Raw genomic sequence first — 16,140 nt, 5'->3', positions numbered from 1 at the left:
ATCAAGATAGTATGCATTTGTGTTAAAGATAAATTCATATTTCGTTTAATAATTATTTAATAAATGTTAAAACGCTGTTAAAGCCATACTCGTCATGTCATTCTAATTTTGCGCAAACAAAAATAATATGCGTAAAGAGACACACAAGCTGTTGGTTTTATCGCTGTTAGGATTGGTAAGCGTCAATCTTTCGGCTCAGCAAAAAATTAAAAAAGACACGATCAAAAATATTGATGAGGTAGTGGTGACTGCTTTGGGGATCAAAAGGAATGATAAGTCTTTGGGATATGTAGCTGAAAAGATCAACTCTGAAGAAATCCTGAGGACCCAGAACAACAACTGGGCACAATCCCTGGAAGGAAAAGTGGCCGGACTAAAGATCCAGACCGCCGGAGCCGGCCCGCTGGGAAGTGCATTGATCAAGCTTCGTGGAGATATTTCCATGAACATGGACCAGAACAATGCCCTGATTGTCGTAGATGGTGTTCCGCTGAACGGAACCACGACGGGAACAGGTTTCTCGGCTTACGGTGCAGGTTCCAAAGCAGACTTGCCGATTGATTACGGGAACGGGCTTAATACCATCAACCCAGACGATATAGAATCCATTACCGTACTGAAGGGTTCTACAGCTGCCGCATTATACGGATCCCGGGGAGCCGGAGGAGCGATCATGATCACCACGAAATCAGGGAAAACCAAAAAAGGAAAGATCCAGATTACGCTGAATTCTTATTCAAGCTACGATACGGTACTGAAATGGCCGGATTATCAGTATGAATACGGGCAGGGAACCATGCAGAAGGATGCCTCCGGGAATTATTACTACTCATACGGCGCTTCGGCAGACGGGGTCAACACCGGTTCCACCAGCAGTGCATTCGGACCTAAATTCGCCGGACAGTCTTACTTTCAGTATGATCCTACCGTGGAAGGGCAGAGCCTTCAGCGTCAGCTGTGGAGGCCGTACAAAGATAACATCAAAGGATTCTGGCAGACAGGGACTACCTTTTCCAACAACGTTGCGTTGGAAAGTTCCAATGAAAATACCTCATTCAGAACTTCACTCACCTATCTGAAAAATGAATGGATGATGCCCAACACCGGATTCGACAGGCTGAATGCCGCGCTTTCCTTTGATCACAAACTGAATGAAAAGCTGAAAGTCGGGGTGAAATTCAACTACAGCAAAACATCCAGTGATAACCTTCCGGCTACGGGATACAGCAACCAATCCATCTCATACTTTATGATTTTCCAGAACCCGAACGTAGACCTTGCCTGGTACTCGCCGATCTGGAAGAAAGGCCAATACCAGATCGACCAGATCCACCCGTTCAGTTCATACATTGATAATCCTTATCTCATCGCTTATGAAATGCTGAACGGCGTAGATAAGCACTTCATCACCGGAAATGTGAACCTTAATTACAAATTCACCAAGAACTTTGAGGTCATGCTGAGGTCAGGGCTTGAGCTGACGAATGAAGAACGTACCCAGAAAAGGCCTTGGAGCTCTGCCAACTACCTCCAGGGGATGTACAGGGAGCAGCACATCAAGCAGATGGATATGAACAATGACATCCTGTTTACCTATAAAAACAAGTTTAAAGATTTTGATTTCAGCGCTTCTGCAGGAGGAAACATCCGTTACCTTGAATATACCATGGGTGATTATATCGCAGACGGATTGCTGAGACCCGGAGTGTATACCCTTCCGAACGGAATTGCAAACATCAATAAAATTGCCGCTCCCGGAGACCGTCAGGTAAACAGTACCTACGGATTGGTGAATATCAGCTACAAAAACAAAGTGTTCCTGGATTTAACCGCAAGAAATGACTGGAGCAGTACGCTTCCTAAGGAGAACAGGTCTTACTTTTATCCTTCGGCGGCAACTTCCGTTATCCTTTCCGATATTTTCAATTTATCTTCCAACAACTTCAATTACTGGAAACTAAGGGCATCATGGTCCAGGGTAGGAAACGATACCAATCCTTATATGTTGCTGAAATACTACAACAACAGTAATTTCAACGGTTCTGTGGAATCCCCTTCCTTATATCCGAACCCTAACCTGAAACCTGAAATGCTCACGAATATGGAGGCCGGTATGGATTTCAGCATTATTAAAAACAGGATCAGCTATAGCATCACGGCCTACCAGAATAACAATAAAAACCAGATCATCAGGATCCCGGCCTTGTGGGAAACAGGATACAGCAGCAGGGTAATCAATGCCGGGGAGATCAGGAACCGCGGCCTTGAAATGACCTTAAATACATATCCTGTTAAAAACAAAAATTTCTCATGGAGCGTTAATGCCAACTGGTCCATGAACAGGAATACAATCATGTCTCTTCCTGAAGAGTTCCAGGGCGAGCCTTATATCATGGGAAGTGTAGGAGGCGTAGTCTACTACAATGCCGTAGTCGGCGGATCGCTGGGTGATATGTACGGTTACGGACTTATGTATTCACCGGACGGACAGGTAGTGTTCGGAAGTGATGGGCTTACTGCCAAACCTACCAAAACTAAAAAGATCGGTAATGCCTACCCGAAATGGAGGGCAGGAATACAGAACGACTTCAGGTACAGAAACTTCACCATTAGCTTTTCTTTTGACGGACAGTACAAAGGGATCGGTTACTCTCAGTCCCACCATAAGATGACGGAACAGGGTAAGCTTACCCATACGCTGATCGGAAGGGATAATCCCGGCGGCCTGATCGTAGGTGAAGGGGTCGTGCAGAACGCGGACGGATCATATTCCCCGAATACGAAAGGCATTCCGGTATCTACTTACTATGCAGATTACTACAGAAGAGCCAATGTGGAAACGAATTCCTTCGATACTTCATTTGTCAAGCTAAGGGATGCGCGGATTTCCTATTCTTTCCCGAAAAGCGTTACCGATGAGCTGAAAATCACGGACCTCACCCTGGCCCTGTTCGGAAGAAACCTGTGGATGTGGACGAAGTTCCCGCTCTTCGATCCGGAAGTGGCCACGCTTAATGACAGCCAGATCACTTCTGGAGTGGAAATAGGACAGCTGCCAACGGCAAGGACGGTAGGTATCCAGCTAAATGTTAAATTCTAAATTTTAAAGTCATGAAAAAGTTATTATTCAATATAGTTTTGATCGCAGGGATAGGGTTTATTTCAGTTTCCTGTGACAGGGACCTGGATGAAGTGAATGTGGATTCCAGCAGGATCAGCGACCCGATTGCAGCCAAATTGCTGGTTCCGATACAGTACAACCTTGCTTCGTTCAATTATATGAGGGCCAATGATTTCACCTTTGATATCATGCAGGTTTCCCTGGATTTCCCCAATGAAGGCAACTCTCTCAGCCGTTATTATATCACTGAAAATACCGGGGCAGGATTCTGGAACAACAGCTATAAATGGCTGATGCAGATCCAGGATATGAGACGTGCCGCTGAAAGGGATAATGATCCTAATTACCGGGCCATTTCTATGGTGCTCAATGCGTGGATCTATTCCAACCTTACAGATACGTATGGAGATGTGCCTTTTAGTGAAGCGTCAAAGCTAGATGACGGCATATCGCAGCCTAAATTTGACCGACAGAAGGATATTTATGTAAAACTGCTGGATGACCTGAAAGCTGCCAATGCACTTTTTGTGACCACAAAACCACTCAATGGCAGCGATCTTTTCTATAAAGCTGAAACGGATGCCAATGGAATCCTGAACTGGAAAAAATTCTGCAACTCTCTTTCATTGAGATTGCTGACAAGGATCCTCAGTAAAAATGGCGAAGTCAATGTATACCAGAGGATTCAGGAAATTATAAGTGATCCTGCCACTTATCCTTTGTTTCAAAGCAATAATGATACGGCAAAACTGGATATTTCAGGAGTTTCACCATTGCTTCCCCCTATTACAAGGCCACAGGATTTTACGACGGGCAGGGCGGCTTCAGAATTCTTCGTGGAGACCCTGAAATCCAACAATGACCCTCGCATGTCTATGTTTTTCTCCCAGGCTAAAAACCTGAGCAATGCAAACATCGGGTACAAAGGGGCACCTTCCGGGTATCAGTTCGGAACGGTATTCAATTACCAGCCTTCGAATATGAACCAGAATTTAGCCAAAGCACCGCTTAAAATCCTGATCTATCCGTATGCAGAGCTCCAGTTCATCCTTTCAGAGCTTGCTTTCAAAGGAATTATTCAGGGAAGTGCACAGACGTATTATGAAAATGGGGTGAAGGCGATCATTGAACAATGGGGAGCAACCGTTCCGGCCAATTATTTCTCCAATGCCAATGTCGCTTATAATGGGACCCTGCAAAGAATTATGCTTCAGAAATATGTGGCGCTGTTTTTTGTAGACCAGCAGCAGTGGTTTGAAAAAAGAAGGACAGGATTCCCTGTGCTTCCCAACAACGGAGGCCTTCTTAACAACGGTAACCTCCCTCAAAGGCTGATGTATCCTCCCAATCCTAAAATCCTGAATACGGACAGCTACCAGAATGCAGTACAGCAGATGGGAGGGGATGATATCAACATCAAAGTGTGGTGGAATAAATAAGTTACAAACAATTAATCTAAACAAGCAACATGAATAAACGATTTTTAATGCCCTGCCTGCTGATCTCTGCGATGGCATTCTCACAGGCTTCCGTTTCAGGATATGTATATGAGGACGGGAATAAAAACCAGAAGAAAGAAAACCGTGAAAAAGGAATTGAAGGAGTCGCTGTTTCCAATGGGGTCCAGGTGGTGCTGACCGATAAAAACGGGAGATACAGCTTACCGGTTCAGGACGGGCAGACCATCTTCGTGATCAAGCCTTCCGGATATATGACGCCTGTCAATACCAATAATCTTCCGCTATATTATTACCAGTATAAGCCCAATGGTTCGCCGGCTGACTTTAAATACAGAGGTTCCGCACCTACAGGGGAGCTCCCTAAGGAGCTGAATTTCGGCCTGTACAGGCAGAATGAAAGCAAAAATTTCGATATTCTTGTATTCGGGGACCCTCAGCCGCATAGCGAAAAAGAGCTGGATTATTTCAGGAGAGCTATTGTAAATGAAGTTAAAGGGAATAAGAAAAAAGCTGTGCTGGGAATCAGCCTGGGAGATTTGGTATGGGATGATCTAAGCCTGCAGAAACCCTATGCGGATGTCATGAAAGAAATCGGGCTTCCGTGGTATAATGTGATGGGCAACCACGATATGAATTATGAGGCCAAAGAAGATTCGCTTTCGGATGAAACGTTTGAATCTAATTTCGGTCCGGCCAACTATTCCTTCAATTACGGAAACGTCCACTTCATTGTGCTGGATAACATCCTGTATCCGGACCCGAGAGACGGAAAAGGATATTGGGGAGGGTTCCGCGAAGACCAGGTTAAATTTATTGAGAACGACCTGAAACTGGTGGATAAGAACAAACTGATCGTCGTTTCGTTCCATATTCCTCTGGAAAAGACCAAAGAAGAGAATTTCAGGAATGCTGACCGTCAGAAGTTGTTTGACTACCTGGCTCCGTTTAAAAATGCTTTATTGCTTTCTGCACATACCCACATCCAGAAGCAGCTTTTCTATGGAAAGGAAACCGGATGGAACGGGGCTAAAGACCTTCATGAATATAATGCTGGAACCACCTGCGGCGACTGGTGGTCCGGAACTTCTGATGACCTGGGGTTGCCAACATCCACCATGAGGGATGGTACGGCGAAGGGATATTCATTCATCAGCTTTAATGATAATGATTATACGATCAAGTATAAAACGGCAGGAAAACCGGAAGATTACCAGGTTAATCTGTATGTTCCTAAAGTGATTCCGTTTCCTTCAAGAACATCGGCAAAAATCCTGGCCAATTTCTTCATGGGAAGCAGGAAGGACAAAGTGGAATACAGGATAGACGGAGGCCAATGGGAAGCCATGCAGTACGACGAAACCGTGGATCCAAATTTTGCCATGTCGGTTTTCAAATGGGATACGACTACAACTATTTTTCCTGGAAGAAGGCCGTCCAATCCGGAAATGTCAAAACATATCTGGACAGGAGACTTTCCTAAGAAACTGGCTTTAGGGAAACATAAAGTTGAGATCAGGGCAACAGATATGTTCGGCAACCCGTTTACTGCTTCAGAAGAATTCGAGGTTCAGAACCCGATCCTTATTCCTTAATTTTTTCATTTTTTACTATACTTTCAAGTGAAACCGGTCGTGAAAAAGACCGGTTTTGTTGTTTGTTAGATTACAATACAAAAGCCTGCAGTTGAGCGAAATAGTCTGATAGTTGCTCAGTCTTAATAAGGTTTGTTGCTGGAAATCAGCATAATGTAGTAGTGTGTTGAAAAACATCATCGCTAATCTGTATTTACACAAATCCCTTTCGTAAATTTGTGTAAACATGTAAAAATTAGGAATACAATGAACTTAAAAGGAAAAAATGCCATTGTTACCGGTGGCGGAAGAGGGCTTGGAAAAGCCGTTGCACTGGCACTGGCTCATGAAGGAGTCAATATAGCGATTACCGGAAGAAATGAAGATAATCTTAAAAATACGGTGGAGGAGCTTACCAGGCTGGGTGTACATGCTACCTATGCTGTTTTCAGCATTGATGATGAGCAGGCTGTCCGTAAAGGAATTGCTACACTGGCTGAAACCCTTGGAAGCGTCGATATTCTGGTAAACAATGCAGGGATCGGAGATTTCGGCAGTATTGAAGAAATGTCTTCCGAAACCTGGGAGCAGGTTATCAAAACCAACCTGTTCGGCGTGTATTATGCTGCGAAAGCCGTGTATCCTTTCATGAAGGAAAAAGGGCAGGGCGATATTGTGAACGTAGCTTCAACGGCCGGACTGAAGGGTGGCCCGAATATGTCTGCATATGCTGCTTCCAAAGCTGCCGTAGTATCATTGTCCCAGTCGATGATGGCAGAATGGAGAAAGCGGAACATCCGTGTCATTACCCTTACGCCGAGTACCATTGCATCGGATATGAGCATCCAGGGCGGCCTTACGGACGGGAATCCGGAAAAAGTGCTTCAGCCGGAAGATTTTGCAGAATGGGTGAGGGATATCCTGAAAATGAACAGAAGAGCGCTGATTGCCAATGGCTCCATTTTCTCAACCAATCCATAAAACAAAGCTCAGAATAAAAACAGCGGGCCCCGGTTCGCTGTTTTTTTATGCTTTCCTAAATACCACCACATATCAATTATCAATCATCATTCATCACCTATCAAATTGTCAATTCCTTATATTGAGACAAAAAACTTCTGTTCTATACAATTAAAACCGTAAATCAAAAAACTAGTTTTATTTTTGCAGTAAATTACTCACATGCAAAATTATTTAGAATTCAGTTTCAAGATTTCCCCGCTTCAGCCCTGGAATGAAATCCTCATGGCAGAACTTATTGAAATAGGTTTCGACAGCTTTACGGAAGAGATCGACGGAATTTTGGGATACATCCAGAAAGAGGCGTTCAATGAAGAAGATTTAAAGGCCCTGCCGCTTTTTGAAAATGAAAATGTACAGATAGAATATACTTTTCAGGAAATGCCGAACATCAATTGGAATGAAGAATGGGAAAAGAATTTTGAGCCCATCAATATCGATGATAAAGTATTGATCCGTGCAGAATTCCATGAATCCGTTCCGGGCATGCATGAAATCATCATCCAGCCGAAAATGTCTTTCGGAACCGGGCATCACCCTACGACCCATCTGATGATCCAGCAGATGATGGACATGGATTTTAAGGGAAAGAAAGTGCTTGATATGGGCTGTGGGACTTCTGTGCTGGCTATCTATGCCAAACAGATCGGAGCCGGCGATACAAAAGCCATTGACATCGATGAGTGGTCGGTAGAAAATTCAAAAGAAAATGCAGTTCGGAATGGAGTGGAGCTGGATATTGAACTCGGTACGGCCGACAATCTGGGTAAAGAGCACTTTGATATCATTCTGGCCAATATCAACCGTAATATCCTGATTTCCGATATCCCTACCTATGTCAATGTGCTCAATGAAGGCGGGTTGCTGTTGCTTTCAGGGTTGTGCTTCTTTGATGTGGCTGATATTATGGAAGTGTGCAAAGAAAACGGACTTGAGCTGCTGAAGCAGCTTCAGCGGGAAGAATGGGTAAGCCTGCTGCTTAAAAAATAAACGCTTAAAAGATAACCGTATGAAATCTTTATTCACTTTTCTGCTGATAGGCCTGGTCCGGGTGGTTTCCGCTCAGGAACAGGAATATACCTATTCCAACGGAGTCTTTAATTTTGAAGACCATAAACCGCAAAAGGTCTTTACCGACTGGGCGCGTGTGCGTCAATCGCCGGATGTCAAGGCACCGGTGTCAGATTCCCTGCCATCCAATCAGCAGGTTTTAGTTCTTCAAAAAGAACCTGTTGCTCTCCAACTGGGAGAAAGGGCTGCAAACTGGTATAAAGTATCTTATCAGAAAAATGGTGAAACGAAAGATGGGTATATCTGGGGCGGAAACCTGGCCATAGGATACCGAAATAAAGACGGATATGATTTTCTGTTCGGGATTTCCAAAACCATTGACAGAACGGATAAACAGTTTAATCAGGTGTATAAACAGAATATTGCTGCAATCAGGGCCATACAGGGGAACCGTCTGGTCAGTGAGGTAACTTTTGATACCGGTTCTGCTGAAAGCCTGAGTTATGCGACTTTCACTATTGAAAGCAATCACAAACTCAAAGAGGTGCTGTTTACCCTGAAAGCTTCTGTTTCCGGGGAAGCGTGCGGGATTCCGGGGTATGACCAGTATATACTCTTCAAGGATCAGAAGCTCATTGCGCTTCCACAGCTGATGAATGTAGGCGATGCCGATGTGTATTATCACGATGAGAAATTTATTTTTCCCAATGATAAAGGCGGTATCCCCAATGCTTTTATCCTGAAAATGGAAGAAATGGAGCGGGATGACCAGGACCGGGAAAAGAAGAAAAGATCTTCGAAGACCTACGTTTGGGATGGCAATGGCTTTACGCTGAAATAAATATACTCTACATAAAATCCCCTGAAAGGCAGCATGCTTTTCAGGGGATTTTTTATGGAATAGGTGAACGCAATGTTAGTATGGAGGCTTTATTTTTTATCCGGCTTTTCAAAATCAACAATTTCCTTTTCTTTAGGTAATTCATGGGTGCGAACATCATCAAATCCTTTCTGGTATCCCAAGCGGTAATAATCAATAATATAAGGGACGCCTTCTCCCAGAAGAAGCTGCGGAGAATTAGTCACCTCAAAATGCAGATGCGGTTCCCGGGCATCTCCGGAGTTACCGATGTTGCCTAATAACTGACCTTTACGGACATGATCTCCTGTTTTAACCCGTAAGCTGCCTGGTTTCATATGCATATAATATGCGTAATGTCCGTTTCCCAGATCAATCACGATGTGGTTGCCGGGAAGATTTTCAAAGGTCAGCGGAACCGCCGGATGGAATTCTTTTCCGTGACCGGGGATATTATCCGGTAACCCGTCTGTGGCGCTGATGATGGTACCGTCAGCAACAGCAAAGATCTTTTCGCCATAGCAAAAATAGGAACGGACGTTTTTTGGGTCGCCTGAAAAGGATATGCTGTCTTTAACCTTTTTCCAGTCAATGGCAAAACGCCTTGAATTCACTGCCCGGCCTCCAAGAATTATATTTCCCCTTCGGTGATGGTTATCAACGCTATTTCCGGGACCATCAGCAGCAATCCAGTCGGAGCCTCCTACCGGAGGTGTAAAAACCTGTAGTTTTGTGGCGTGTGTCCTGATTTCTGCTCCTTCCAAAGAATTATCTTCCGTCACAACCCTGTGTGCTATTTTGTCTGGAAAAACCATGCCTTTATCCATTTTTGCCTCTACATATACCACAGCACTTTGGCCGCCCCGAATACTCAGGTAGCCATCCTGAAGGTCTTCACCGAAGGTTTTCACCATGGTTTTGAGTTGAATCGAGTCAAAAGAGACTAAAGGATTGCCGTTTTTTTTGTTTTCGTCGAGCAGCTCAATGCGCTGGAGGCGGATGGGTGAAGAGCTGAAGTTCGTCAGGTAAAGTTCATAGATCAGGAACGTCTTTTCTCTGTTCTGAAACGCAGTAGGATCAAATGGGACGCGCATTTCCAGATGAAGGGGAAATGAAAAAGGTTTTGTTGGGTTTGTTTTTACAGATAAATTCTGCGCGCTTAATCTGTTCAAAGAAATAAGGCTGAATATCATGAAAACCAGGAAGGGTATTTTTTGACCGATATTCTTCATATGATAATTATTTATCTGTAAGACAACTGTTATGGTGATTTCATTACATGAAAAATCCCAATCAGTTTGGTCTGCCGTTAGAAACAACGATCCATAATGTAATGGCAGGATTAAGTAAACAGGGAATCATTGGCTTCATTGGATTTCGGATTCGAACTTTTGGCCGTCCCGATTATCATATGAATGCTCTAATTCCTTAAGTATTAATACCCAAAAAATAAAAAACTCACAATAAAAATTGTGAGTTTAAGTGAACCCAACAGGATTATCTTCGAACTATTTTATTGCAGATGTGGTGAAATTAGCTTTTTTAATAGATTATATGAATTACCAATAGGGTAAAGTGATTTAAGGAAATGCATTGAATATTGGTTTTCTTTTTGTATTTTTTCGGTAGCTATGAATAGCGAATTGTAAATTCTATTGTTGTTAATAGCCAATTAAAACAAAATCAATAATGAAATTAAAAATTCTCCTATCAATATTTTTCAGTTTAGTATTATTAACTAACCTGTTTAAACTTTTATTTTTCTGAGGAATAAAATAGAGAAAGCAATGTAATGCAAAGCTATCCAATTCATTACAGAAGTTTCAAAGCGTATTAATAATTATTTTACTTCGATGTCTTCTACTTTCGTTTAAATATTTTTACAAAGAATGTGATAGAATATTTAATTTGTATGTAGTTAATAGGATTTATATAAAGATGAATTTTGATAAATTTAAGTTTATGATCATCTTGTTAATTGCTTATTTGATCTTTACAAATAAAATATTATTTAAATTTTGCCCTGATAGGGAAAATCCAGTGATTTCTTCTTTTATATTTTTCCGAAAGACAAGTTTTCCGAAAAATCCTTCATCCGAATAAAAGCTGTTATTGGCAAACGAATGTAAAGTGATGTCGTCATTCGAGCTGTGTCGTGCGATCAATTCATTATTTTCGACGACCAATTCATATTGTGTATTGAATTCTTTATTTTTATAAATGCCTGCCAATTTTATCAGATCATTCTTATTGAGAGTTGGCGAAATCACTGTTACTTTTTTACTGGAATATTTAAAATCTGCAATATGGAAGATACAAGTGTTTTTATCAAATGAAAAGTAGCTGATCGGCAGGTTTGGATTGGCAAAAATGCCATCTCCAATGATAGGCAACTGCATTTTCTTGTTACTACCGAAAGCCTGATAATAAAGTTCATTGTTTTCAGCTATGATGTTGAATAATGATCCTGGAAACATTTCATAAGTCCCTGTAAACGGTTTCAGTTCTTGCGTCGTATAAATTGTCTTTATGGGTGATGGTATTTCTTTTTCATTTTCTTTTAAAAATAGATCGACAACCTCATAAACCAATTGGAACGGCTTAAAATCATTGTTATTTCCTAAAATTACCACGGAAAAGTGATGTTTCGGAACGTTCAATATATAAGAACGATAGCCAGCATCGCCACCACCGTGAAAAATAAGTTCCAACCCTTTATAAGTTTTGGTTTCTAACCCCAATCCATACTGTATGGTTTCTCCGGAATTGAGCGTGGAAGGTTTTATCATTTCATCAAAGATATTTTTGTCTTCTAAGGACGGATATTGCATCTTGATAATCCATTTGCTTAGATCTTTAATGGTTGTACTAACCCCGGATGATCCATTGGCCATCAGATTAAAAGCGAAATTTTCATATTTTTCGTTTTTTAAGCGATAGGAATATGCTTTATTTTTAACAATCAGAGATGGTGAGCTAACAGCTAAGCTATTGGACATTCGTAGCGGAAAAAAGATTTTATCTTTTAATATTTCCTGAAAGGATTTCCCACAGACACGTTCGATGATCTCGGCAAGCAAGACAAAACCTGTGTTGTTATATTCAAATTTTTCACCAGGTTTAAAATTGATCTGTTTGATGCGAAGCAGCATTGCCACAATCTCTTTATGTGTAATTCTATCACCAAGTTCTATGCCTTTCAGTTGAGCCAACTCATAAAGGTTGGGTAAACCGTGGGTATGATTCGCCAGTTGTCGAAGACTTATTTTGTAAGGTAGATCTTTCAATTCTGGTAAATACTTTCGGATATCGTCATCTAACGAAAGTTTACCTTCTTTTTCTAATGATACTGCAAGAAATGCTGTGAATTGTTTTGAAACCGATGCTATGTGGAAAACGGTAGAATCCGTAATGGGTATTTTATATTCCATATTGGAGATACCTCTTTGACTGCTGTAAATGGTTTTTCCCTGCTCTATGATCGCTAATGTAACGCCGGGGCTGTTCTTTTGATAGGAATGATCCAATAAAGAATCTACTTTTTTTAATTGTTGTGTTCTATTTTGATTTTGAGCAAGACTTGCATTGTAAAATAATAAGGTGAATGCAAGAATTATTAAAACTTTAAATGATCGTTTCATTTGATTCAAAATTTAATTTGAAACAAATTTGTAATTTCTATCCATCATAAAAGTCCGAGTTTCGATAATCGAACCTAATTATACTGATTAATGGGTCCGGATAAAAATCGGACATTGTCTAACTTTTTGATTTTCTGTAATCTGAGGGTGTGAAGTTTGTTTCTTTTTTAAAGGCTGTGTAAAAAGATGATTTGGAACTGAATCCCACCTGATATAAGATTTCGAGGACTGTCAAATGGGGGTTTTCTTTCAAAAGTAACTTTGCATCCCTAATCCTATATGCATTTATAAAATCAAAAAAATGTTTTCCAATTTGTTGATTGATGAGGATAGAAAGTTCTTTCTCGGGCATATCGACCTGTGCAGCCAGCTTTTGTAATGTCAATTCATCATCCAGATAAGGTTTGTTCTGCTCCATATAAGCTTTGAGCCTTATCGAGCTGTGGTTAGGAATTATCTTTTTATCGGATATGTATTTGTTTTTTTTAATTAAAGTGTCAATAGGCTCCAAATATGATCCAATGCCTGTAAAATGTTGGGGATTATATAAAGCTTTTAATACGAACCAACATATTGTAATTAAAGCAATCGTGCTGATGATTAAGTAAATGTTTTGTAGAAAACTTTGATCCTGTCCAAAATATTGGAGTCCTAATTTTGCAAGTACAAACAGATGGGCAAAAAAGAAAAATAGAGTAATCTGAAGCAACCATTTATAATTGTCATTATCATAGTTCGAATAGTTCTCACGATGGACTGCTTTGTATTTTTTCAGACTTAGGAAAATGATGATAATATATACATAATACTGTATTTCTGCTATAATTGTAAATACTAAAAAACTTTGATCGGAAATAGAAGTTAACTTGAAAAAAATGAAAAATCCAAGAAATAGTAGGGTATGGATAAGATGTTTTGGTTTAAGTTTAAAATTATAATAGCATATGGCCAGAACATACAGATAAAATGCAGGCATCTGCAATAACGAAGAGGAAATCTTTAATATTTTAATATCAGGATGAGTGGCAAGCAAATTACCCATAAAAAAACCGGTAAAGTCAAATGCGGTGAGCAAAAGGAATAATGCGAATAATTGATTGGAAAGTTTCTTATTACTTTTGACCGTTAAAAGAAAGACAGAAAACATTAGCATAAGAAAAACGACTATTTTTCCTAAACTGCTGATCAATTCAATGTTTTTTCCCAACTGACTATTTTAAAAAATGAATAGACAAATGTAAAGCTAAAAATGATAGGCTGAGTTTATTTCGTAGCAAATTCTTAGATGTATTCACTTATTCTAGCTGAATGTTTACAAGCCGTACTAGCTGAAAGTTCTTTTTTCATATCTTTTAAATTCACTTTATGACCTTAATGATAATAATTTTCGATATACGGTAATAAAAAAATGGCGCCAACTGTCTTTAGTTTGGTGCCATTTGGCTGTTTGTGAGCGCGAAAGGATTCGAACCTTTGACCGTCTGCTTAGAAGGCAGATGCTCTATCCAGCTGAGCTACGCACCCTAAAAAGTTGTTGAAAAGTCGGGGCGGCAGGATTCGAACCTGCGACCTCCTGGTCCCAAACCAGGCGCGATGACCGGACTACGCTACGCCCCGATTGAGGTCATCATTGTAACAAGAATTACCTTGTTTTTTGTGGGTGCAAATATAGAGATTTTTTGGAATTAAAAAAAATAAAAAGAATAAAAATTGATTTTTTCCTTCCTGAGTGATATTTAGCAATGTGTCTTGTTCTATAATTTGTGAATTAAAAATTTGTTTTTTGCAAAAAATAAGTAAAATATAGTGTTGATTATCAATGTTTTAAATTAGTATTAATGTTAATTTAATCATCGTTAAGCTTTTGTTAATAAATAAATGTTGTGTGAGTAATTTTTTTTATTACTTTTACGAAAAATAAAACTAATCCATAAAACTCTTATGATTAAAAGTTCTTATCATTATTTTATCCATCTTTTTTCAGGTTTTTTATTAGGTTTTATTTAATAGTAATTGTTGCTTTAAAATATTTTAATATCCATGATCTTAAATCCTGAGTTTTATGACTGATACCTGTATAAAAAACAAATTTTTGATTGGCCTGTTTTTCTTTTATGGCATTTCTGCATCCTGCCAGCTTGTACAATCCGATATTCAGCTTTGGGAAAAAGTAAAGACAGATTCCCGGGCTTCCCATCAGTGTAAAGATGAAAAACTGCTTAATTTCCATTGTGGCATTGAGCACCAGCTGGTCAATGGCAAGATTAAATATGACAAGAATAAAAGTTATACTCTTGCAGTTGTACATTCCTCCAAAGAGGATGAATTGATCTGGAATAATGAGGGTCAGAAGATAGTTCTATCCAATACTGTTTTCCGGGATTCTTATAAAGACAAAAATATTGAGCTGCGTAAAAGGCCGAGTTTTTTTTCATTTGCAGCTCATGCAGATCCAAAAAAAGGCAAGACTGACAGCCTGATGATTAAGCTGTCCGATCAGAATCTTTACGAAATGATTTTCATTCCCAGGAAAGCTAAGAAAATGGAACTGAATAAAATTCACTCCTACCTGGCCATCAAATATGGAATTTCTTTAGATAAGGGCATATACTATTCCAGTGACGAAAAGGTCATCTGGGACCCCGAAAAGCACAAAGACTACCTTTACAGGGCGACCGGATTAGGCAGGGATGACGGTAACGAGCTTTATCAGAAACAGTCTTCTAACCAGGCAGATTTGTTCCTGACTATTGGTATGAATGACATCAACCGGACAAATGCCGATAATGCATCAGCGATAGACGATCATAATTTTGTGATGTGGTCGGATGACAATAAAGGAATGTCATTTACAGTAGATAGGGGATTGGATATTCTTGAGAGAAATTGGGAGATCAGTTTCACAGGAAACAATATCCCAAAGGACAATTATACAGTAAGAGTTAATAAAAATACTGTTAATCCAAGATCATTGCCGCTGAATTACTGGATGCTTTTCAAGAAAGATAATGGTGAATGGGTGAGAATCCAGGGTGCGGAGAACGAAGGGTTTGTAACATTCAGTAAAGTTGACTTTAAGAAGGCATTAAATTCCATACAGACAGCTCATTTTACTTTCGCGGTAAGTCCGTTAAACAATAAGGAAGGTGGAAATTCTGGCTCCGTAATAAATTCAGAAATCTCGGCTGATCAGCTGTCTCTGGATATCAGCAAAATAAACCTGTATCCTAATCCTGTTAAGAAAGACCAGAACTTTACCATTGTATTCCCTCCTATGGAAAACCTATCCGTATCAGTATATGACGGTGGCGGCAGGCTGGTGGTTCTGGATAAGGTAGACAGGAATGCCAGGTCTTATGTAAACCATCTCGGAATTCAGAGCTCTTATCTGATTATCCTTACCCAGAACGGAAAAATCCTTAAAACATTTAAACTAATCGTAGATTAAAACATAACC

The 16,140-nt window shown here is 40.2% G+C and carries 10 protein-coding genes and 2 tRNA genes; 7 read left to right on the top strand and 5 right to left on the bottom strand.

The window, feature by feature from the left end:
- The first annotated feature begins 127 nt into the window (after positions 1-127).
- The 6 genes from CGB83_RS07645 to CGB83_RS07620 all read left to right on the top strand — a co-directional run bounded on the left by CGB83_RS07645 (position 128) and on the right by CGB83_RS07620 (position 9,024).
- Positions 128-3,100, top strand: coding sequence for a SusC/RagA family TonB-linked outer membrane protein (locus CGB83_RS07645; protein WP_100075259.1), 2,973 nt, complete (start codon positions 128-130; stop codon positions 3,098-3,100).
- 11 nt (positions 3,101-3,111) lie between these two features.
- The gene (locus tag CGB83_RS07640; protein ID WP_100075258.1) at positions 3,112-4,560 is read left to right on the top strand and encodes a SusD/RagB family nutrient-binding outer membrane lipoprotein; all 1,449 of its coding nucleotides are present in this window, start codon (positions 3,112-3,114) and stop codon (positions 4,558-4,560) included.
- A 29-nt stretch (positions 4,561-4,589) separates the two neighbouring features.
- Positions 4,590-6,173, top strand: a complete 1,584-nt coding sequence (locus CGB83_RS07635; protein WP_228420130.1) for a calcineurin-like phosphoesterase C-terminal domain-containing protein — start codon at positions 4,590-4,592, stop codon at positions 6,171-6,173.
- Positions 6,174-6,419: 246 nt separating this feature from the next.
- Entirely contained in the window at positions 6,420-7,133 is a 714-nt protein-coding gene (locus CGB83_RS07630; protein ID WP_100075256.1) for a 3-ketoacyl-ACP reductase, read from the top strand.
- A 201-nt stretch (positions 7,134-7,334) separates the two neighbouring features.
- A complete protein-coding gene (prmA, locus tag CGB83_RS07625; protein WP_100075255.1) occupies positions 7,335-8,162 on the top strand; it encodes a 50S ribosomal protein L11 methyltransferase in 828 nt (275 codons plus the stop codon).
- A gap of 19 nt (positions 8,163-8,181) precedes the next feature.
- Positions 8,182-9,024, top strand: a complete 843-nt coding sequence (locus CGB83_RS07620; protein ID WP_100075254.1) for an SH3 domain-containing protein — start codon at positions 8,182-8,184, stop codon at positions 9,022-9,024.
- Between the two features lie 89 nt (positions 9,025-9,113).
- Here CGB83_RS07620 and CGB83_RS07615 read toward each other — a convergent pair whose 3' ends face one another.
- The 5 genes from CGB83_RS07615 to CGB83_RS07590 all read right to left on the bottom strand — a co-directional run bounded on the left by CGB83_RS07615 (position 9,114) and on the right by CGB83_RS07590 (position 14,300).
- Positions 9,114-10,274 (bottom strand): M23 family metallopeptidase, encoded by a 1,161-nt coding sequence (locus CGB83_RS07615; protein WP_100075253.1) that lies wholly within the window; start codon positions 10,272-10,274, stop codon positions 9,114-9,116.
- 750 nt (positions 10,275-11,024) lie between these two features.
- Entirely contained in the window at positions 11,025-12,683 is a 1,659-nt protein-coding gene (locus CGB83_RS07605) for a serine hydrolase domain-containing protein (protein ID WP_100075252.1), read from the bottom strand.
- A 118-nt stretch (positions 12,684-12,801) separates the two neighbouring features.
- Positions 12,802-13,890, bottom strand: coding sequence for a helix-turn-helix domain-containing protein (locus CGB83_RS07600; RefSeq protein ID WP_100075251.1), 1,089 nt, complete (start codon positions 13,888-13,890; stop codon positions 12,802-12,804).
- Between the two features lie 243 nt (positions 13,891-14,133).
- Positions 14,134-14,207, bottom strand: a tRNA-Arg gene (locus CGB83_RS07595).
- Positions 14,208-14,225: 18 nt separating this feature from the next.
- Positions 14,226-14,300 (bottom strand) — tRNA-Pro (locus CGB83_RS07590).
- Between the two features lie 475 nt (positions 14,301-14,775).
- On the opposite strand from CGB83_RS07590, the gene CGB83_RS07585 reads away from it, so the two are divergent.
- Positions 14,776-16,131, top strand: coding sequence for a T9SS type A sorting domain-containing protein (locus tag CGB83_RS07585; protein WP_157761373.1), 1,356 nt, complete (start codon positions 14,776-14,778; stop codon positions 16,129-16,131).
- Positions 16,132-16,140: the final 9 nt, after the last annotated feature.

This window comes from Chryseobacterium camelliae, assembly GCF_002770595.1.
Classification (GTDB): Bacteria; Bacteroidota; Bacteroidia; order Flavobacteriales; family Weeksellaceae; genus Chryseobacterium; species Chryseobacterium camelliae.
Note: the sequence above shows the minus strand (reverse complement) of the source record. Positions and strands in the feature narration are given on the sequence as shown.